Annotated in this window: 22 protein-coding genes and 2 tRNA genes; 16 read left to right on the top strand and 8 right to left on the bottom strand. The window is 64.8% G+C overall.

What is annotated here, in order from left to right; translation table 11 throughout:
• The first annotated feature begins 12 nt into the window (after nucleotides 1-12).
• From BRO63_RS33875 to BRO63_RS02645, 7 genes are all read left to right on the top strand, one after another.
• Nucleotides 13-1,044 carry a hypothetical protein gene (locus BRO63_RS33875; protein WP_143218608.1) on the top strand — a complete coding sequence of 344 codons (1,032 nt, stop codon included), beginning with the start codon at nucleotides 13-15 and terminating at the stop codon, nucleotides 1,042-1,044.
• Between the two features lie 8 nt (nucleotides 1,045-1,052).
• Nucleotides 1,053-1,553 (top strand): hypothetical protein, encoded by a 501-nt coding sequence (locus BRO63_RS02620; protein WP_088138406.1) that lies wholly within the window; start codon nucleotides 1,053-1,055, stop codon nucleotides 1,551-1,553.
• A gap of 19 nt (nucleotides 1,554-1,572) precedes the next feature.
• Nucleotides 1,573-2,124 (top strand): hypothetical protein, encoded by a 552-nt coding sequence (locus tag BRO63_RS02625; protein ID WP_088138407.1) that lies wholly within the window; start codon nucleotides 1,573-1,575, stop codon nucleotides 2,122-2,124.
• A 35-nt stretch (nucleotides 2,125-2,159) separates the two neighbouring features.
• Nucleotides 2,160-2,813: a hypothetical protein gene (locus BRO63_RS02630; protein WP_088138408.1), complete on the top strand. Its 654-nt coding sequence runs from the start codon at nucleotides 2,160-2,162 to the stop codon at nucleotides 2,811-2,813.
• Nucleotides 2,814-2,947: 134 nt separating this feature from the next.
• Nucleotides 2,948-3,577, top strand: a complete 630-nt coding sequence (locus BRO63_RS02635) for a ProQ/FinO family protein (protein WP_088138409.1) — start codon at nucleotides 2,948-2,950, stop codon at nucleotides 3,575-3,577.
• Nucleotides 3,578-3,728: 151 nt separating this feature from the next.
• A tRNA-Gly gene (locus BRO63_RS02640) sits at nucleotides 3,729-3,804 on the top strand.
• 55 nt (nucleotides 3,805-3,859) lie between these two features.
• Nucleotides 3,860-3,933, top strand: a tRNA-Cys gene (locus BRO63_RS02645).
• An 83-nt stretch (nucleotides 3,934-4,016) separates the two neighbouring features.
• Here the strand turns inward: BRO63_RS02645 and BRO63_RS02650 are convergent.
• Together BRO63_RS02650 and BRO63_RS02655 are read right to left on the bottom strand one after the other, a co-directional pair.
• Nucleotides 4,017-4,475, bottom strand: a complete 459-nt coding sequence (locus BRO63_RS02650) for a hypothetical protein (protein WP_088138410.1) — start codon at nucleotides 4,473-4,475, stop codon at nucleotides 4,017-4,019.
• Nucleotides 4,472-5,446, bottom strand: a complete 975-nt coding sequence (locus BRO63_RS02655; RefSeq protein ID WP_088138411.1) for a D-2-hydroxyacid dehydrogenase family protein — start codon at nucleotides 5,444-5,446, stop codon at nucleotides 4,472-4,474. Before BRO63_RS02655 ends, BRO63_RS02650 begins: the two co-directional genes overlap by 4 nt.
• Nucleotides 5,447-5,688: 242 nt before the next feature.
• On the opposite strand from BRO63_RS02655, the gene BRO63_RS02660 reads away from it, so the two are divergent.
• Entirely contained in the window at nucleotides 5,689-6,012 is a 324-nt protein-coding gene (locus tag BRO63_RS02660) for a hypothetical protein (protein WP_179215023.1), read from the top strand.
• 2 nt (nucleotides 6,013-6,014) lie between these two features.
• Nucleotides 6,015-6,605, top strand: coding sequence for a DUF2946 family protein (locus BRO63_RS02665; RefSeq protein WP_088138412.1), 591 nt, complete (start codon nucleotides 6,015-6,017; stop codon nucleotides 6,603-6,605).
• A 9-nt stretch (nucleotides 6,606-6,614) separates the two neighbouring features.
• On the opposite strand, the gene BRO63_RS02670 is transcribed toward BRO63_RS02665, so the two are convergent.
• Together BRO63_RS02670 and BRO63_RS02675 are read right to left on the bottom strand one after the other, a co-directional pair.
• Entirely contained in the window at nucleotides 6,615-7,079 is a 465-nt protein-coding gene (locus BRO63_RS02670; RefSeq protein WP_088138413.1) for a nuclear transport factor 2 family protein, read from the bottom strand.
• 96 nt (nucleotides 7,080-7,175) lie between these two features.
• The gene (locus BRO63_RS02675) at nucleotides 7,176-7,577 is read right to left on the bottom strand and encodes a DoxX family protein (protein ID WP_088138414.1); all 402 of its coding nucleotides are present in this window, start codon (nucleotides 7,575-7,577) and stop codon (nucleotides 7,176-7,178) included.
• Between the two features lie 130 nt (nucleotides 7,578-7,707).
• On the opposite strand from BRO63_RS02675, the gene BRO63_RS02680 reads away from it, so the two are divergent.
• The 5 genes from BRO63_RS02680 (at nucleotide 7,708) to BRO63_RS02700 (ending at nucleotide 11,890) form a co-directional block, all read left to right on the top strand.
• Complete coding sequence (locus tag BRO63_RS02680; RefSeq protein ID WP_179215024.1) at nucleotides 7,708-8,640, top strand: LysR family transcriptional regulator; 933 nt, start codon at nucleotides 7,708-7,710, stop codon at nucleotides 8,638-8,640.
• A gap of 10 nt (nucleotides 8,641-8,650) precedes the next feature.
• The gene (locus BRO63_RS02685) at nucleotides 8,651-9,232 is read left to right on the top strand and encodes an NUDIX hydrolase (protein WP_088138415.1); all 582 of its coding nucleotides are present in this window, start codon (nucleotides 8,651-8,653) and stop codon (nucleotides 9,230-9,232) included.
• Nucleotides 9,229-10,002 (top strand): leucyl/phenylalanyl-tRNA--protein transferase, encoded by a 774-nt coding sequence (aat, locus tag BRO63_RS02690; protein WP_088138416.1) that lies wholly within the window; start codon nucleotides 9,229-9,231, stop codon nucleotides 10,000-10,002. The genes BRO63_RS02685 and aat overlap by 4 nt, the downstream gene beginning before the upstream one ends.
• Before the next feature lie 42 nt (nucleotides 10,003-10,044).
• The gene (locus tag BRO63_RS02695) at nucleotides 10,045-10,782 is read left to right on the top strand and encodes an arginyltransferase (protein ID WP_059371650.1); all 738 of its coding nucleotides are present in this window, start codon (nucleotides 10,045-10,047) and stop codon (nucleotides 10,780-10,782) included.
• A gap of 67 nt (nucleotides 10,783-10,849) precedes the next feature.
• Nucleotides 10,850-11,890 (top strand): quinone-dependent dihydroorotate dehydrogenase, encoded by a 1,041-nt coding sequence (locus BRO63_RS02700; protein WP_059371649.1) that lies wholly within the window; start codon nucleotides 10,850-10,852, stop codon nucleotides 11,888-11,890.
• A 149-nt stretch (nucleotides 11,891-12,039) separates the two neighbouring features.
• Here the strand turns inward: BRO63_RS02700 and phaP are convergent, their stop codons facing one another.
• Nucleotides 12,040-12,618, bottom strand: a complete 579-nt coding sequence (gene phaP, locus BRO63_RS02705; RefSeq protein ID WP_088138417.1) for a TIGR01841 family phasin — start codon at nucleotides 12,616-12,618, stop codon at nucleotides 12,040-12,042.
• Nucleotides 12,619-12,992: 374 nt separating this feature from the next.
• On the opposite strand from phaP, the gene BRO63_RS02710 reads away from it, so the two are divergent.
• A complete protein-coding gene (locus BRO63_RS02710) occupies nucleotides 12,993-13,970 on the top strand; it encodes a tripartite tricarboxylate transporter substrate binding protein BugD (RefSeq protein WP_088138418.1) in 978 nt (325 codons plus the stop codon).
• A gap of 80 nt (nucleotides 13,971-14,050) precedes the next feature.
• Here BRO63_RS02710 and BRO63_RS02715 read toward each other — a convergent pair whose 3' ends face one another.
• From BRO63_RS02715 to BRO63_RS02725, 3 genes are all read right to left on the bottom strand, one after another.
• A complete protein-coding gene (locus BRO63_RS02715; protein WP_088138419.1) occupies nucleotides 14,051-14,914 on the bottom strand; it encodes an IclR family transcriptional regulator in 864 nt (287 codons plus the stop codon).
• A 168-nt stretch (nucleotides 14,915-15,082) separates the two neighbouring features.
• Nucleotides 15,083-15,898, bottom strand: coding sequence for a competence/damage-inducible protein A (locus BRO63_RS02720; RefSeq protein WP_088138420.1), 816 nt, complete (start codon nucleotides 15,896-15,898; stop codon nucleotides 15,083-15,085).
• Between the two features lie 34 nt (nucleotides 15,899-15,932).
• Entirely contained in the window at nucleotides 15,933-16,742 is an 810-nt protein-coding gene (locus BRO63_RS02725) for an EI24 domain-containing protein (RefSeq protein ID WP_088138421.1), read from the bottom strand.
• 63 nt (nucleotides 16,743-16,805) lie between these two features.
• Between BRO63_RS02725 and BRO63_RS02730 the strand changes: the two genes are divergently transcribed.
• On the top strand, nucleotides 16,806-17,189 hold the full coding sequence (locus BRO63_RS02730) for a thioredoxin family protein (RefSeq protein WP_088138422.1): 384 nt from the start codon (nucleotides 16,806-16,808) through the stop codon (nucleotides 17,187-17,189).
• The last annotated feature ends 58 nt before the right edge of the window (nucleotides 17,190-17,247 follow it).

The following is a 17,247-nucleotide window of genomic DNA, read 5'->3' on the forward strand; positions in this document are numbered from 1 at the left end:
GAGGGACCAACCATGAGATTGCCGAATTTCAAAGGATGGATGATGCCGCGACCAGTTGCTGCCGTACTGGCAACAAGCGCGATGATCGCCAGTAGTGACGCCTTGGCATGGCGGGGCATCTACTACAGCAACCTGAGCAACGGCTATAGCGATTGCACCTACCAAAACAATGGCAATGGCACCAGCACGCTGGGCGTGACCATCAGCTATAAGAACATTCTAGGTCACCTAGGCAAGCATAGCGGGCCGTTCAGGAGCCGAGGAATCCTTGTATACACCTATGATAAAGACGGCAAACTGCAGCAGTCTGGTCACTATGCCAGTGCTGTCTACATGGATGGCGTTCGGGACTCGGGTAAAACAAGCGGCATTGACTACATGGTCTACGATAACAGTGATTTCCGTTACACGGTCTGGCGCGATACATCCGCGAGAGTCGTGCGGGTAACGGTCGTTGCCGATAACAAGCACCTTGCACCGTGGCCTGCCATTGGGGTAAGAGCAGCGAATGTCACGCAAAAGAACGACGTCGCCGAAATAACCGGACTGGCCTATATCGGCGCAGACAGCTCAACGGGCAACTGCAATATCATCACCGATCCGAAGATTCCGCCCCCACCTGTGGCTCCCAAGATCCACATGACCGCGCCGGACTGGAATCTCGGAGAGTTGCTGCCCGGAGCGCCTGCGGAAAGGCCATTTTCTGGCGCCGGCGAAGAATTGTGCTTCACCTACGACCACCTCAAATGGACAGGATTGCGCTACGCCATCAACGCGACCAACCAGAACGGCCTGTCGGGCAATGGCTGGTACCAACTCAAGCACCTGACCTCGCCTTCCGACACGGTGCCATACCGAGTCGTGCTGCGGAACGCGACGACCAGTACCGAGGTCGCGCTGCCCAACACCGGCAATGTCGTGTCCGCCTTGGGCAACAACGGACGCGATTGCTTCATCCCCACGTTCACGGCTGACACGCCCAAGGCGGCGAAGGAAGGCGACTACAGCGACGTGCTCACCTTCACGGTCGTCGCACGACCTTAGCTCATGCCATGAGCGTTCATGTCCTTCCCCGGCGATTCGCCCGCCGCACCGCGTTTATCGTTGCGGCACTCGCCCTGCCCTGGCCCCAGCACGGCCAGGGGGCCGGCATCCTGCACCTGCCGAGAGCGGAACTGCGCCTGGAACCCGGTCGAGCGCCGAGCGAACTGCTGGCGGAAAACCGTGGCGACAGCCCGCTCTATCTGGATGTGGAACAGCATCTGCTCCTCAATCCCGGATCGACGCCGGAAGTGCTGGCGCCAGTTGGCGAAACAGAGCGACCCAGCTTGCTGGTCACCCCCAAGCGCCTGATTCTGGCGCCGGGACAAAAGTACCGGATGAGCGTGCGCGTCTTGCATGCGCCTGCCCGCACGCAAGTCTGGCGCATCACCTTCCGGCCTAGGGAGCGGGTGATTCTGAACGGCGGCGAGGCCGATGGCAGCGCGCCCCTGATCATCAACATGGCGTACGGCGTTCTGATCTATCAGATCGCCGCGCACGCTCAGCCTTGAAACCCATGAGAACCCGGACATGAACAGAATCCCAATCCGCGCGTGCCTGATGCTGGCCCTGGGAATGGTCCCTGTCGCAGCCGCCGCCGTGGATATCGTCCTAACCGGCGATACCACTAGCAGGATCACCGCCACGGTCAGGGCCGCCAACAGGCTGCTGGTCACGGACGACAAGGGCGGCTGGTTCGACCAGGGCTTGGCGATGCAGCAGCTGCGCGGATGGGAATCGCCGTATGAGACGCAGGCGCGCTTGCGCGTCGTGTCCTCGAGCGGCGCGTTTCAGGTGCGCATGGACCGGCCGCTGGAAATCCGCAACACGGCCAACGCGGCCCTGGTGTTCCGTCGGCCCAAGGTTTCCCTGGCCGCGGAAGACGGGGAGCAGAAAACCCTGGAAGTAGGCCAGGACGTGAAATTCGAGAATCCGTTTGCGCCGGTTGCAGGCGAGGACTCCATCGGCTACTACGGGCTGGCGATTTCGGCTTATCCGCCGGAAGGCAATTTCAAGGAGACGGCAGGCAACTATGTCGGCGAGCTGTCGTTGGTCTTTGAACCGACCGCCCGGATCCCCTGAGGCGCTGTGCGCGGCCGGATTTCGCGGAGATGCGGATGAAACCCTCCAGTTGCCTGTTCTTGCTTCTGGCGTCCTGGCTTGCGGCGCCTGCGCTCGCGCATATCGATGTGATGCCCAAGCTCGCCGTCGTGCAAGGCAAGCCGGCCTCTGTCCATATCGTCAACCAGGGCGATCGCGCGGAGTACGTGTCCGTTACCCTGTCGCGCCTGCTCAACCCTGGCGTCGAACCTGAACAGGAGCGCCTGGAACCTATCGCGCAAACCGAGCAGCCTGCGCTCTACGTCTACCCGTTCAAGCTCTCGCTAGGCCCGGGGCAGAGCAAGACCATCACCCTCAAGCCGCTGGCCGAAGTGGACCAGGAGCAGGTCTACCGGCTGGACATCAAGCCCGTCGTCAACCTGCTGGATCGGGCGGGACAAGGTACCTCCGGCAATGTGGTCGTCACCCTTGCGTTCAGCACCCTGGTCAGGCTGCTGCCGCCAAACGAAACTTCGGAGCTGTCGCTGCGTTGCGAGCCGGAAGGCGCCTGGCTGGCCGCGTCAGGCAACGTGCGCCATCAGGTCAAGGACGCCGTCGTCGATGGCCTGCCCGTGGATCCATTCAACGTCTATCCGGGCACGCCCATTCTGCTGAAAGGCCGCGCGATACGGGTTCCCGGCCAGTCCCCCTGCCCGCCCTCCGGACGCTGATTCCCGGAAAATCCGCCCACGCCGCCACCGGCGGCCATGGCGCCGGCGCCACACACGGGGCCTCTCGACAGTGCTGCATTCGCGCACTTGCGGTAACCTTCAGCCTGAACAAATCTGAGGTGTTGGAAATAACAATGGGTTTTGAAAAACTTGCCGACCTGCGCGAGCAGCTACGGGCACAGGCTCAAAAGGCGGTGCCGGTCCAACCGAAGGCGGCAGGCCGGACAAAGAAGCGGGAGCCTGATCAAGCGAAGGCTACGGCGCGGCCGCAGCAAAAGCGCGAGTCTGGTCAAGCGAAAGCTGCCGCCCGCCCGCAGCAAAAGCGCGAGCCTGTCGACCCCGCGGTCGAGGCCATCTGGCGCCTGCAAAAGCACTTCCCGCAGGCTTTCCCCAAGAATCCCGCGCCCAAGCTGCCGCTCAAGCAAGGCATCCTGGCCGACGCGGCCCAGCATCTCGAAAAGCTGGGCATGACGGAAGAACAGCTCAAGCAGGCCATCGCCACCTGGTGCAAGGGCAGCCGCTACTGGGGCAGCATGGTCGCGGACGCCACCCGCGTCGACCTGCAAGGCCAGCCTGCGGGCACGGTGACGGCTGAGCAAGCCGCCTATGCGCGCCGCCAGGCTTCGCGCCGGCCGGCCGGCAAGGCTCGTCCCGCGAAGAACGCCGCCGCGCCGGCCCCGTCGCCGGCCGAGGCGCCTGCTGCTGCGCCCGTGCCCGACTCCGCGCCCGCGGCCGCCACGCCCGCCCCCGGCGACACGCCCTGACGGCCCGCATGGCCCGGCAAGCGGGGACTTTTTTCATCTCCCCGCCTTGCCAGGCTACACAAGCCCAAAATTCTGTGTATAATCGCTGTCTTTGGTGGACACGGCCTTTCTGAAAACCAAGTCAGAAAACACACCAAAACGCAGTACCCCCGCGGGAGTAGCTCAGTTGGTAGAGCGCAACCTTGCCAAGGTTGAGGTCGCGAGTTCGAGACTCGTCTCCCGCTCCAAATACAAAAAGGAAGCAACGGCCAACACCGCGCTTCCTTTTTTCTTGCAAGTGCTGGCGCAATGGCAGAGTGGTTATGCAGCGGATTGCAAATCCGTGTACGTCGGTTCGATTCCGGCTTGCGCCTCCAGCGATTTCTCAAAACCCGCAGATAAAAATCTGCGGGTTTTTTGTTTTCCGGGCGAAGCTGTCGGCCCGTTGCCGCGATGGAGGCTAGGCAGCCCTGCCCCCAGCCAAGGCATTCAGACGCTCGGTCTGCCAAATGAACTCCGGTTCGAACGACTCGGGATCTGACACCGCGCCGTAACCGCCCTGCCCATAGACCGCGGCATAAGCCGCGTATTCCGCCGCGCTCAGCGCCTTGCCAGCCAGCGCGCTGGCGACGGCATAGGTCGCGGACACGGCGGCATGACCGCAGCCGTCCAGGGATTTTGATCCCTGATGCCGGCTCGCCAGGCGCGCAGCCCGCGCAGAAACCTGCCCCAGCTGTTCGCGGCCGATCGCACCGTCCAGATAGCGGCCCAGCTCTGCCAGGCAATCCACGGCCTCTTGCGCTTCAAGCAGATGCTCGACCCGCTGCGCGCAAGCGCGGCCGAATGCCAAACGCAGACGTTCATTGGCAGCAGCGCCCAGGTCCAACTGTTTAGCCAAGCGTTCCAGCGATCCATTCATGACGCAACCACCTGCGGATTCACCATGTTCACGGGCTTGCCTGCCGCAAAGGCGAGAATCTGGTTGAACACGTCCTTGAACTGCAGATCCCATTCCTCATAGGTCACGTAGCCGATGTGAGGTGTGCATACGACGTTGGGCATCTGCAAGAGCGGATTCGAGGTATCGGTCAACGGCTCCTGCTCGAACACGTCCAGCGCGGCCATCGCCGGACGTCCGGCCTGCAGCGCAGGCGCCAGGGCGCCGGGTTCGATGAGCCCCGCGCGGCTGGTGTTCACCAGCAGCGAACCGTCCCTCATGGCCGCGAGATCCGCCGCCGTGACGATCCCCTTGGTGGCGGGGACCAGGCGCATGTGCAGCGACAGCACGTCACAAGAGGAGAAGAACTCCGCCTTGGAGGCCGCGATTTCGTAGCCGTTTTCACGCGCGCGCTGCAGCGACTCGGGACGGGCCCAGACCAGCACCCGCATGCCGAATGCCCGTGCATAACCCGCAACCACGCTGCCGATGCGTCCATAGCCAAAGATGCCCATGGTCTTGCCTCGGACGGTGTGACCCACGCAGCATTGCCAATGGCCCTGGCGCATGGACTCCACCTGCTGCGGCAATTGGCGCATGGCCGCCAGCATCAGCGCCCACGTCAGCTCCGCGGCGGCATATGACGGCGTATCCGCGTGCAGATCCGAACAAACGAGCACGCCGTGATCGCTGCATGCGGCGACGTCGATATGCGGATAGACGCTGCGCTGGCTAATCAGGCGCAGCTTGGGCAACCGTTCGATCAACTCGCGGCGTATGGTGGTGCGCTCACGGATCAAGACCAATGCTTCCGTATCGGCGAGGCGCTGCGCGAGCACATCGGCATCTTCCATGTGATCCGCCCAAACGGTGACCTCGTGATCGCGCAGCAGCGCATAACAAGGTAGGCGGCGCAGGGTATCGAACCAGTCGTCCAGAATCGCGATCTTCATGTTTGAAACTCGCCAATGAGCGGTGAAGGCTCAAGTTTTACGCCGGTTCTGACGCTTCGTAAAACAAAATGATGACGCTCATTCACCCCTCGCGCGGACGGCCGCGGCGGCCTTTCGTCCATCTCGACAATTGGCGTCAGGTACGATGGCGGCTTTTCCGCCAGCATCTGGTTACGCATCACTACGCGCCGTCAATCAAATGATTGCTATGGTGACGCCGTTTGCAACTGATGACGGACCCCATGCGTACCCTTCCGAACTCCCGAGCCCGCTCTTCCTCCGCGCTGCTGACGCTGTCCACGGCGGCATTGCTCACGCTGGCCCCGCTTGCGGCGCAGGCGGATTCGGACAAGCACCGCCATCGCCACGGGCGCGAGTATAAAGAGCAGTATTGGGACGGCGCCTGTAAGGTCGAGCGCAAATGGAAGCGCAATGGCGACTACCAGGAAAAGCGCAAGTGCCGGGACGACTACCGCCACGGCTATGTGCAGGTGCCGCAGCCGGTGGCCGTGATGCCGGCGCCCGCCATTGTCATCAACCCTCCTCCCATCATCATCCGCCCCTGAACATGGATCAATCGGTGAAGGACGCGCTAGCCCGCTGGCCCGACGTGCCGGCGGTATACGGCTGGCTGTCGCTGGACGCGCGCGGCCGCTGGCGCCTGCATCCGCAAGGGCAATCAGCCGCAGGCGGTCCGGGCGAGTCCATCACCAATACGCAGATCCTGGAATTCATCAACCGCAACTACGAACACGATGACGCGGGCCGCTGGTTTTTCCAGAACGGTCCCCAGCGCGTATTCCTGCGCCTGGACGCCGCGCCCTACGTGCTGCGCTTGAGCGACGACAACAGCGGGCTGCTCACGCACACCAACGTGGCGATCGATTCGGTCGAGCAGTGGAAACTGGACGACGCGGGACAACTGTATGCGATGACGCCACTGGGCGCGGGCATCGTGCTGGACCGCGATCTGCCGCCGCTGCTGGAGAAGATGACCACGGCGGACGGCGCGCCGCTGCTCGACACGCTGGCAGACCTTGCCCCCGGCAGCGCAATCCAGGCGGTCCTGCCCGGAATCTACCCGGCCGCCCCCCTGGCGCTGATCGCGCAAAAGGACGTGGCGCGGGAATTGGGCTTCGAAGCGAATCCCCGCGCCTGAACGGCGCCTTCAGAACATGCCGTTGGGATTGGCGGACTGCTCGGGAATGGGCTGCACCGCGTCCCAGTGCTCCACGATCTTGCCCCGCTCCAGGCGGAAGATGTCGATGATGGCGCTGCCACGGTCGCCGGGCTGGCGCACCGCATGCACGTGCAGGATCACGTAGTCGCCATCGGTGAAGACGCGCTTGATCTCGCTGCGCGACTGCGGAAACTTGTCGCGCAGATAGGCGATGAACTTGCGGAAGCCTTCGGGCCCGTCCGCGGCGTTCGGATTGTGCTGCACATAGCGGTCGCCCACGTACTTCAAGGCGGCGTCCGCGTCCTTCTGGTTCAGGCCCTTCTCGTAGAAGGCCAGCACGGCCGCCTTGTTGGCGGCTTCCTGTTCGGCGGAGGCATGGGCGGCGGGCGACAAGGCCAGGGCCAGCATGGCTGCGGCGGCGGCGCGCTTGAAATACGGCTTGGAGAAGAACATGGAAACTCCGGAAATGGAAAACGGCCGGGCCATTCTATGGGCCGGCCGTCCCGCAGGCCACGTCCGTGGCGGTAGACAGACTGGTGCGCGCAGCGATCAGCCGCGGCCGCTCTTGACCAGCGCGTACTTGCCGTCGCCCAACAGCGCCAGCACGGCAGCCGCCACGGTCAGGAAGATCGGATACTCCCAGCCGCCGCCGGCATTGCCGAAGCCCCAGCCATTGGGAAAATGCACGGTCGACGCCACGAACAACTGCACTACGGCGATGGCGGCGATCCAGCGCGGCACGACGCCCAGGATCAGCAGCACGCCGGCGCCGACTTCAAAGAACGTCACCGGATAGGCCAGCCAGCCGGCGAAGCCGATCTTGGCGAAGAACTGCGCGGTGCCGGGCAGCGTGAACACCAGCAGCTTGGTCAGGCCATGGGCCAGGAACATGACGCCAAGCGCCACGCGCAGCAACAGCGCGGCATAGGGCGCGGTACGGGTATCAACCATTGCACTCTCCTAGAGCGGTAGGGGAATCGCCCAGGACGGGAAGATTCTTGATGAGCGCTATTCTTGCGATTCCAAAAACAAAGATAAACATGCAGAATTGCAAATTATTGTTCCCCGATAGGAAACAATCTTGGACACGCACACCGCCATGCAGACCTATGCCAAGGTCGTGGAACTGGGCTCATTCGCGGCCGCGGCCGACAAGATGGGCCAGGCCCGTTCCGTGGTCACGCGCCAGATCGCCTATCTGGAACAGAAATACGGCGTGCGCCTGCTGAACCGCACCACGCGCAAACTGAGCATGACCGACGCCGGGCGCGCCTTCTACGAACGCGTGCGGCCCATCCTGGCCGAGGTGGCGGACCTGGAACTGTCGCTACAGGCCGAGGGCCAGCGCCCCAGCGGCCGCCTGCGGGTCAGCGCTCCCGTGTCGTTCGGCATCCTGCACCTGGGGCCGGCGATTGCCGAATACCTGCAGCGCTACCCAGACGTGATCATCGACCTGGACCTGAACGACCGCGTGGTGGACCTGGTGGAGGACGGCTACGACGTGGCGGTGCGCATCGGCCCGCTACAGGATTCGTCGCTGGTCGCGCGGCCCCTGGCGCCGCAGCAACTGCGGGTCTGCGCCGCGCCCGACTACCTGCAACGCCACGGCACGCCGCGGACGCCCGAGGAACTGAAGCAGCACCGCTGCCTGCATTACGCCTATGCCAGCACCGGCAACGAATGGCATTTCGAGAAGGACGGCGTGACCCATCTGGTGCGCGTGAACGCGGCCCTGCGGGCCAACAACGGCGACGTGCTGCGGACCGCCGCGCTGGCCGGCCACGGCATCATCCTGCAGCCCGATTTCCTGGTGGGCGACGACATCCGCGCCGGCCGCCTGATTCCGCTGCTGACCGATTACGCCCATACCCCGATCTCCATGTACGCCATCTATCCGCACCGGCGCTTCCTGTCGCCCAAGGTACGATCCTTCGTGGAGCATCTGGAGGACCGCTTCGGCGCCCCCTCCCCGGCCGTTCCGGGCCGGCGCGCCAGCCCCCGCCGCAGCCGTTAGAATCGTACCCATGACCGCAAAATCGCCCCTCGAATACTTCCCCGCGCCGCGCCGTTCGCATTTCTGCAGCCAATGCGGCTCGCCCATCAGCCGCCGGGTTCCCGAAGGCGACAACCGCGAACGCGACATCTGCGATCACTGCGGCGCGATCCACTACCAGAATCCGAGGCTGGTGGTCGGCACCGTGCCGGTCTGGGAGAACCGCGTCCTGCTGTGCCGGCGCGCGATCGAACCGCGCTACAACACCTGGACCCTGCCCGCCGGCTTCATGGAGCTGGGCGAAAGCACCGCGCAGGGCGCCGCCCGCGAAACGCTGGAGGAATCCGGCGCGCGCATCAAACTGGGCGAGCTCTACACCATCATCGACCTGCCGCAGATCGATCAGGTGCACGTGTTCTACCTGGCCCAGGCGCTGTCGGCCGACCTCGACCCGGGCCCCGAAAGCCTGGAGGCGCGCTTTTTCGACGAATCCGAGATCCCCTGGGACGACCTGGCGTTCCGCACCGTGGCGACCACGCTGCGCCATTACTTCGACGACCGCAAGCAGGGCGTGTATCCCCCCCATCACTACACCCTAGAATCGCACCGTTGAAACTGCCCTGGCTAGCCGTCGACACTCCTTTTCCGCCCGCGGAGTTTGCGCTTGCGGATCCCGACGGCCTGCTCGCGGCGGGCGCGGACCTGTCCACATCCAGGCTGATCGAGGCCTACTCCAACGGCATATTTCCCTGGTACTCCGAGGGCGAGCCCATTCTATGGTGGAGCCCAGATCCGCGCATGGTGCTGGCCGTGAAGGACTTCGCGCCGTCGCATTCGCTGCGCAAGCTGCTGCGCCAGATCGCCAGCCAGGAGCAGGCCGCCGCGCCGCGCGTGCAGGTGCGCGTGGATACCGCTTTCGCCGAGGTGATGGCGCAATGCGCCGCGCCGCGCGACGGCCAGCCCGGCACCTGGATCACCGCCGCCATGCAGCAGGCCTATCGCGCCTGGCACGAGGCCGGCTACGTGCACAGCATCGAAACCTGGATCGACGGCGAACTGGCCGGCGGCCTCTACGGCATCAGCCTGGGCCGCATGTTCTTCGGCGAATCCATGTTCACCCGCGCGCCCAACGCGTCGAAAATCGCGCTGGCCTACGTGGTGCGCTACCTGGACGCGCAAGGCGTGCAACGCATCGACTGCCAGCAGCAGACGCGCCACCTGGCCAGCCTGGGCGCGCGCGCCATCCCGCGCGCCGCGTTCCTGCAGCATGTGCGCGCGACCACGGCGCAGCCCCCGATCGCCTGGGCGCGCGGCACGCTGGACAGCGCCGGCCGCTTGCATCCCGACACAGCATCGGGCCCGGGGTTCGGCGTTAATATGTAGCCACTCCCCTTGCGGGCCTGCCGCCGCATCGCGGGACCTCCGATGAGCCAGCTCAAAGAACTCCCCTTCTCCACCCTGCAGTTCTACGCCACCGCTCCCTACCCTTGCAGCTATCTGCCAGGTCGCCAGGCACGGTCGCAGGTCGCCGCGCCCGGCCATCTGATCAACGCGGGCACCTATTCGCAACTGGTGGAGCAAGGCTTTCGCCGCAGCGGGCTGTTTACCTACCGGCCCCATTGCGACAACTGCCACGCCTGCATCCCGGTGCGCGTGGATACCGCAGGCTTCGCGCCCAACCGCAGCCAGCGCCGCGCCTGGCGCGACCATCAGGGCCTGCAGTCGTTCGTGGCCGAGCTGGCCTGGTCGCCCGAGCACTACCGGCTCTATACGCGCTACCAGCAGGGCCGCCATCCGGGCGGCGGCATGGACGAGGACAGCCGCACGCAATATGCGCAATTCCTGCTCACCAGCCGCGTCAATACCCGCCTGGTCGAGTTCCGCGACGAGACGGGCGAGCTGGTCATGGTGTCCATCATCGACGTGCTGGACGACGGCCTGTCCTCCGTCTACACCTTCTACGATCCCGACATTGCCGGCAGCCTGGGCACCTACAGCATCCTGTGGCAGATCGAACAATGCCGCACGCTGAACCTGCCCTGGCTGTACCTGGGCTACTGGATCGCCGACAGCCGCAAGATGTCCTACAAATCCAGCTTCCACCCGGCCCAGTTCCTGGTCGACGGCGTGTGGGGCGAGCAGCCCGCATTGCCGCCCGCCTGATCCGCCCCTCCTTTGGAGCGCCTGGCGCGACGCAGGGCCAGCAGAATTCGCTCTACAATTCCGCCCCATGTCTATCCTCTTCCACGCCTATCCCCTGGCCCGCCCGGCGCTGTTCGCCATGGACGCGGAAACCGCCCACGAAGTCACCCTGTCGGGCCTGCAGCGCGCCTATGAATGCGGCGCCACGCGCAAGCTCATGCACGCGCAGCCGAAGGCGCCGAGCACGCTGATGGGCTTGCAGCTGGCCAACCCGATCGGGCTGGCCGCGGGCCTGGACAAGAACGGCGCCTATATCGACGCGCTGGGCAACCTGGGATTCGGCTTCATCGAGGTGGGCACGGTGACCCCGCGCGCGCAGCCCGGCAACCCCAAGCCGCGCATGTTCCGGCTGCCGCGCGCCAATGCGCTGATCAACCGGCTGGGCTTCAACAACCAGGGGCTGGAGGCCTTCCTGGCCAATGTGCAGCGCAGCACCTGGCGCAAGCAAGGCGGCATCCTGGGGCTGAACATCGGCAAGAATGCGGACACGCCGATCGAGCGCGCCGCGGACGACTACCTGATCGGGCTGGAAGGCGTGTATCCGCATGCCGACTACGTGACGGTGAACATCTCCTCGCCCAACACCAAGAACCTCCGCGCGCTGCAAGGCGGCGACGAACTCTCGGCCCTGCTGGCGCAACTGGCGGACAAGCGCCGCATGCTGGAAGACAAGCACCAGCGGCGCGTGCCCATGGCAGTGAAGATCGCTCCCGACCTGACGCACGAGCAGATCGATTCCATCGCGGAAACGTTGCCGCGCCATGGCATCGACGGGGTCATCGCCACCAACACCACCCTCTCGCGCGACGCCGTCACCGGCCAGCCGCATGCCGAGGAAGCGGGCGGCCTGTCGGGCGCCCCGGTGCATGAATTGTCGCTGGCGGTCATCCGCCGCCTGAAGGAAAAGCTGGGCGGCAGCCTGGCCATCATCGGCGTGGGCGGCGTGATGTCGGGCCGCCAGGCGCGCGAAAAGATGGACGCGGGCGCCGACGCGGTGCAGCTCTATACCGGCCTGATCTACCGCGGCCCGGCCCTGGTGGGCGAATGCGTGCGCGCCGTGGCGCGCTGAGCCCAAACGCGGCCGGCATCCGCCGGCCATACAGCGAAAAAACAGGCAAAAAAAAGGGGCCACCCGGTGGGTGGCCCTAATTCCAGCTCTGCTCTGTCACTCAACAGTACTACATAACTGCGGTTTGCGCAGCCCTGCGCGCCAAAAACTTAGGCGCTGCGGCGGCTGCGGCTGGCAACCTTGGTCGCGGCGTCGGCAGCGTCCGTGGCAGCCTTGAAGGTCGCGTTGGCGGCGGCGTTCAGGTTCGACTCGGCGACTTCGGCGGCCTGCTTGGCGGCCTTGGTCATCGAATCGTAGGCGCTGGTCGCGGTGGCCAGCGAGGACTTGATCAGGGCAACGGCGCTTTCGGAGCCGGTCGGGGCGTTCTTGGAGAACTGGTCGACGGCTTCGCTCAGCTGCTGCTGGCTTTCGGCGATCTGGTCTTCGGTCAGCTTGACCAGGCTGGTCTGCACGCCGGCGACGATGTCGTACACGTGCTTGGTGTAGGCCATGGCCTTCTCGGCGCCCGGCTGCAGCAGGCCCGAGGCGAAAGCGGCGGCTTCCTGCGGATCCTTGACTTCAGCGGCTTGCTGCGACTTCTGGGCGACTTCGTCCAGGGTGGCGCGGACGACCTTCAGGTTCAGTTCGACCAGCTTTTCGAAGCCGGCGAACACGGCCGACTGGGCGGCCACGATGGTGTTGATGCTGGCCTTTTGACGGTCCAGGACTTGTTGCGGGATAGCGCTCATAGGATGCTCCATGGGTAGCCGGAGGCTGTCCGGCAAGTAAGGAATGGTTGTCTGCGACGAACTATAAAAACGTGCGCGGAAACTGGTACTACAAGCTACCGCCGGCCCGTTTGATGCACTGCACAATTGACATTCTAGACTGGGAAAAATCCTTGTCAAGGAGTTTTTGTGCGACGCAACAAAAAATTGCACTTTGATGGTGCAAGCCTCGCCTGGGTTTGATCCAGCACAAAGGTTTCCCAGGATTCAGGAAATACCCGAAGTGACGTCGTATCAATTGTTTTCTAAACTGCTTTCACGCCGATGACAGACAAATAAACCCACAAGTCGGCGCGCAACAACAAATCGCAGCAAACCCTGCAATTGGAGACCTCATGACCCTCATCCCCCGCACGCTTTCGGCCTTGCTCGCGGCCAGCGCCATGCTCGCAGCCGGCGCCGCCCAAGCCGAATACCCGGATCGCCCCATCAACATGGTGGTGCCGTTCGCCGCTGGCGGCCCGACGGACAACGTCGCGCGCTCGCTCGCGGAAGCCATGCGGCCGAGCCTGGGCCAGACGGTCGTGGTCGAGAACAAGGGCGGCGCCGGCGGCACCATCGGCACCACCCAGGTGGCCCGCGCCCAGCCCGACGGCTACTCCGTCCTGCTGATGCATGCCGGCTTCTCGACGGCGCCCTCGCTGTACAAAAATCCGGGGTACGACCCCTACAAGAGCTTTGAGCCCATCGGCCTGGTGGTCGACGTGCCGATGACCATCATCGCGCGCTCGGACTTCCCGCCCAACAACATCAAGGAACTGGCCGAGTACGTCAAACAGAACAAGGACAAGGTGTCCCTGGCCAACGCCGGCATCGGCGCCGCCAGCCATCTGTGCGGCACCATGCTGGTCGAAGCGCTGGGCGTGCAACTGCTGACCATCCCCTACAAGGGCACGGCGCCTGCCATGAACGACCTGCTGGGCAAGCAGGTCGACCTGATGTGCGACCAGACCACCAACACCACCCAGCAGATCGACAGCGGCAAGGTGAAGGCCTATGCGGTCACCAGCCTGAAGCGCGTCCCGACGCTGCCCAACCTGCCGACCATGGACGAATCCGGCTACAAGGGCTTCGAAGTGGGTATCTGGCATGGCATGTGGGTGCCGAAGGGCACGCCCAAGCCCGTCGTCGACAAGCTGGTCAAGAGCCTGCAGGCCGGCTTGGCCGATCCCAAGTTCCAGGACCGCATGAAGCAGCTGGGCGCCACGGTGCTGACGTCCGAAGCCAACCCGCAAGCCCTGGACGCCAAGGTCAAGCAGCAGGTCCCGCAGTGGGGCGAGCTGTTCAAGAAGGCTGGCGTCGAACAGCAATAATCGACAGACGCGCCTCCACGGCGCACGCAAAAGAAAAGCCCCGTCAGGGGCTTTTCTTTTTGGCGACCGGCATTCGGTGGTTACGGGCGCAGGGCCTCGGCGGCCATGCCCAGGCCGTTGAAGCCGGTGGAAACCGACGGCTCATAGCCCAGCGCTTCGGAGATGCTGGCGGCGGTGTCGACCAGCGCCTTGATCCAGTCGTCCTGCAGGCGCTCCGCGGGGGCCGAGATGGACAGGCCGGCGACCAGCTTGCCGGTGTCGTCGAAAATACCGGCGGCGATACAGCGCACGCCGAGTTCCAGTTCTTCGTTGTCGCGCGCATAGCCGTGGCGCCGCACCAGCGCCAGTTCGCGCTCCAGGCGGTCCAGGTCGGTCAGGCTGTTGCGCGTGTGGCCGGCCAGGCCGGTGCGCAGCGCATAGGCGCGGACCTGGCGCGCATCGGCGGTGGACAGGAACAGCTTGCCGGTGGAGGTCAGGTGCAGCGGCGCGCGGCCGCCGATGGCGCGGACCACCTGCATGCCGGAACGCTCGCTCCAGGCGCGTTCGATGTAGACGATCTCGTCGCCCTGCTGGACCGACAGGTTGATGGTCTGGCCGGTCAGCTTGTGCAGCGAGCGCATGGCGGAAATGGCCGCCTCGCGCACGTTCAGGCGCCCCTTGACCAGCGAACCCAGCTCCAGCAGGCGCATGCCCAGCTGATACAGGCCGTTGTCGACGCGTTCGACGTAGCGGCCCACGACCAGGTCGTTCAGGATGCGATGCGCGGTGGATGCATGCAGGCCGGTGGTCGCGGAAAGTTCTTTCAGCGTTACCGGATCCGGCTGCGCGGCCAGGGCGTCGAGCAGGCGCATGGCGCGCTCGATCACCTGGATGGCGATGGGATGGGCGGAGGCGCCTTCGGTCTCGGCGTCCAGGGCATTGCGGGTAGTGGAGAGACGGGACATGGAAAGGGGGGCGAGGACAGCTGCGCCGCCTGTAGGGCCCCACCTTCGGGAACCGGACTTGCGGCATCGCAGCAAACAGTTCTTTCCCGTATTGTGAAATTTACTGGCGCATTTGGCAACCGCTTTTTGTATCAAAAAAAGGGCCTCACATCCCGTGCGGCCCTGATTTCAGGCTGCCGGCGGCGGCGCCAGCTTGCCGCCCAGACGCAGCACCTCGGCCCGCAAATACTCGAGAGCCTCGGCCGCGGCGGCCGGTTCGCCCTTCACGCCCAGGTCGATATGGGGCGTGCCGCCGGCCTCCCCCACGCTGGGCAGGCTGAACGCGCGCACGCCAGGCCAGCGTGTTTCCACGGTCTGCATGGCCGGGGTGATGCGTGATTCGGGCATGCTGAAAACCAGGAAGGAATGCTCGGCGTGGGCACGCACATGCTGCAGTGCACGATAGCGTGTGTCCAAGGTCCATTCCAGCATGGGCCAGGCCATGACGGGAAAGCCCGGCACGAAGGTGTGGTCCTTGACGAAGAAGCCGGGGATGCGATTGTAGGGATTCGGGACGATCTCGCAGCCTTCCGGAAACACGCCCATCTGCAGGCGCTGCTGGTTTTCCGGCGCGCTCATATCGGCCGTGCCCTGCCCCTTGGCGGCCATTTCGGCCGTGCGTAGCGCGATGGCCTGCTCGGCCTCGGGGTGCAGCGCCAGCGGCAGGCCCAGCGCGGCCGCGGCGGCCTGGCGCGTGTGGTCGTCGGGCGTGCCGCCGATGCCGCCACAGGAAAACACCACGTCGCCGCTGGCGAAGCTGCGCTTGTAGGTGGCGACGAGCGTGTCGCGGTCGTCAGGCACGATCTCGGCCCAGCCCAGCTGCATGCCGCGCGCGGCCAGCAGTTCGACGATCTTGGAAAAATGCTTGTCCTGACGGCGGCCCGAGAGGATCTCGTCCCCCACGATGATGAGGCCGATACGGCGGGCGGCGGATTCTGCGGCCATGTCCGATTCCAGAAGTTGAGAGGGATGACGCCGGTCAGACGTCGATGACGCGGTCCTCGCGCAAACGCTTGAGCGCTTCCAGACCATAGTGGGCGTAGACCAACGCCGAGAACACCGGCAGGATGACCCACGCCGGCGGCAACAGGTTCAACAGCGAACAGATCAGGCCGATGGTCCAGAAGCCGCCGTTGTTGCGTTCCAGGATGAGCTTGCGTTCGGCGGGGCTGGCATGTTCGACGATGGCGTCCACGCGCATCATGCGCGAAAACGCGAAGGCCCACCAGAAGATCGACAGCGCAATGGCCATGGGCGGCACCAGCCAGAGCGGCAGCGTCAGCAGCCAGCCCGCGGCAAAGGCCAGGGATACCCAGATCGCGTTCCATACACTGACCGCGGTCGCGTGCTTGCCTTGCGGCGTGACGCTCACGTATTCACGCTTGCTGACGTGGCGCAGCACCAGCGGCATCACGAAGACGGCTGCAATCGCCAGGCCCAGGATGCCCGAGACCGGCAGCAGGATGGCCACGGCGATGATGGGGACCATGTAGACCTTGAGCGAGAACAGGCCCATCGCCAGCATCCAGTCCTCGGCCCGGTTGACGAAGTCCCAGCGCGCCGCCTCGGCCGCCAGCCATTCGTTGAGCGGCGTCCAGAACAGGTACAGCAACAACAGGGCCCCCACCAGCGCGATCAGGAACGGCAGCAGCACCGCGAACAGCATGGAGGGATGGCATTGGGACACCAGCGCGCGCTTGAAGGCCTGGCCCACGCTGACGGCGCCGGCCCCGGCAGCGGAAAATCGGCCGTTCTCGGGCGTGGCGGAATCAGTGCGCAAAGCGGTCATGGAGAAGAAATGAGGGGGTGGACATCCCGGGTATGATAGTCAAACACGCCTTGATCTGCCCACATGTCCCTACTTGTACCCGATACCGACTTGGCCGCGCTGCGCGCGCGGCTGGGCTCATCGCCCGACGCCTGGCTAGTGGCCTGTTTCTGCGCGGCCTGGTGCGACACTTGCGAGCAATACAAGCCCAAGCTGCAAGCGCTGGCTGCCACCATGCCGCGGCATGTCTTCGCCTGGATCGACATCGAGGACCACGCCGAACTGCTGGGCGACGAAGACGTGGAGAACTTCCCCACGCTGCTGGTGCAGATCGGTACGCGGGTGGTGTTCTACGGCCCGATGCTGCCGCATATCGGCCACCTGGAACGCCTGCTCGAAAGCCTGAATGAAAACAGCCCCGAGGTCGCCACGGCATTGCCGGACCTGCCGCGCATGCTGGCCGCCTGAGCCGCGGCATGCCGGCGCGCCAGGCGCGGCCCAGTCATAAAAAAAACCCGCAACGCCC

It is taken from the genome of Achromobacter xylosoxidans, from assembly GCF_002192695.1.
GTDB classification, from domain to species: Bacteria; Pseudomonadota; Gammaproteobacteria; order Burkholderiales; family Burkholderiaceae_B; genus Achromobacter; species Achromobacter xylosoxidans_C.

What these genes read in the sequence shown, in the direction of transcription:
- BRO63_RS33875 (WP_143218608.1), top strand. Translation starts at nt 13, where the DNA reads ATGAGATTGCCGAATTTCAAAGGATGGATGATGCCGCGACCAGTTGCT.
- BRO63_RS02695 (WP_059371650.1), top strand. Translation starts at nt 10,045, where the DNA reads ATGAGCCAGCTCAAAGAACTCCCCTTCTCCACCCTGCAGTTCTACGCC.
- BRO63_RS02675 (WP_088138414.1), bottom strand. Translation starts at nt 7,577, where the DNA reads ATGGTTGATACCCGTACCGCGCCCTATGCCGCGCTGTTGCTGCGCGTG.
- BRO63_RS02620 (WP_088138406.1), top strand. Translation starts at nt 1,053, where the DNA reads ATGAGCGTTCATGTCCTTCCCCGGCGATTCGCCCGCCGCACCGCGTTT.
- BRO63_RS02655 (WP_088138411.1), bottom strand. Translation starts at nt 5,446, where the DNA reads ATGAAGATCGCGATTCTGGACGACTGGTTCGATACCCTGCGCCGCCTA.
- BRO63_RS02720 (WP_088138420.1), bottom strand. Translation starts at nt 15,898, where the DNA reads ATGGCCGCAGAATCCGCCGCCCGCCGTATCGGCCTCATCATCGTGGGG.
- BRO63_RS02650 (WP_088138410.1), bottom strand. Translation starts at nt 4,475, where the DNA reads ATGAATGGATCGCTGGAACGCTTGGCTAAACAGTTGGACCTGGGCGCT.
- BRO63_RS02710 (WP_088138418.1), top strand. Translation starts at nt 12,993, where the DNA reads ATGACCCTCATCCCCCGCACGCTTTCGGCCTTGCTCGCGGCCAGCGCC.
- BRO63_RS02730 (WP_088138422.1), top strand. Translation starts at nt 16,806, where the DNA reads ATGTCCCTACTTGTACCCGATACCGACTTGGCCGCGCTGCGCGCGCGG.
- BRO63_RS02635 (WP_088138409.1), top strand. Translation starts at nt 2,948, where the DNA reads ATGGGTTTTGAAAAACTTGCCGACCTGCGCGAGCAGCTACGGGCACAG.
- BRO63_RS02630 (WP_088138408.1), top strand. Translation starts at nt 2,160, where the DNA reads ATGAAACCCTCCAGTTGCCTGTTCTTGCTTCTGGCGTCCTGGCTTGCG.
- phaP (WP_088138417.1), bottom strand. Translation starts at nt 12,618, where the DNA reads ATGAGCGCTATCCCGCAACAAGTCCTGGACCGTCAAAAGGCCAGCATC.
- BRO63_RS02685 (WP_088138415.1), top strand. Translation starts at nt 8,651, where the DNA reads ATGACCGCAAAATCGCCCCTCGAATACTTCCCCGCGCCGCGCCGTTCG.
- BRO63_RS02670 (WP_088138413.1), bottom strand. Translation starts at nt 7,079, where the DNA reads ATGTTCTTCTCCAAGCCGTATTTCAAGCGCGCCGCCGCCGCAGCCATG.
- BRO63_RS02725 (WP_088138421.1), bottom strand. Translation starts at nt 16,742, where the DNA reads ATGACCGCTTTGCGCACTGATTCCGCCACGCCCGAGAACGGCCGATTT.
- BRO63_RS02665 (WP_088138412.1), top strand. Translation starts at nt 6,015, where the DNA reads ATGGATCAATCGGTGAAGGACGCGCTAGCCCGCTGGCCCGACGTGCCG.
- BRO63_RS02700 (WP_059371649.1), top strand. Translation starts at nt 10,850, where the DNA reads ATGTCTATCCTCTTCCACGCCTATCCCCTGGCCCGCCCGGCGCTGTTC.
- BRO63_RS02715 (WP_088138419.1), bottom strand. Translation starts at nt 14,914, where the DNA reads ATGTCCCGTCTCTCCACTACCCGCAATGCCCTGGACGCCGAGACCGAA.
- BRO63_RS02660 (WP_179215023.1), top strand. Translation starts at nt 5,689, where the DNA reads ATGCGTACCCTTCCGAACTCCCGAGCCCGCTCTTCCTCCGCGCTGCTG.
- BRO63_RS02625 (WP_088138407.1), top strand. Translation starts at nt 1,573, where the DNA reads ATGAACAGAATCCCAATCCGCGCGTGCCTGATGCTGGCCCTGGGAATG.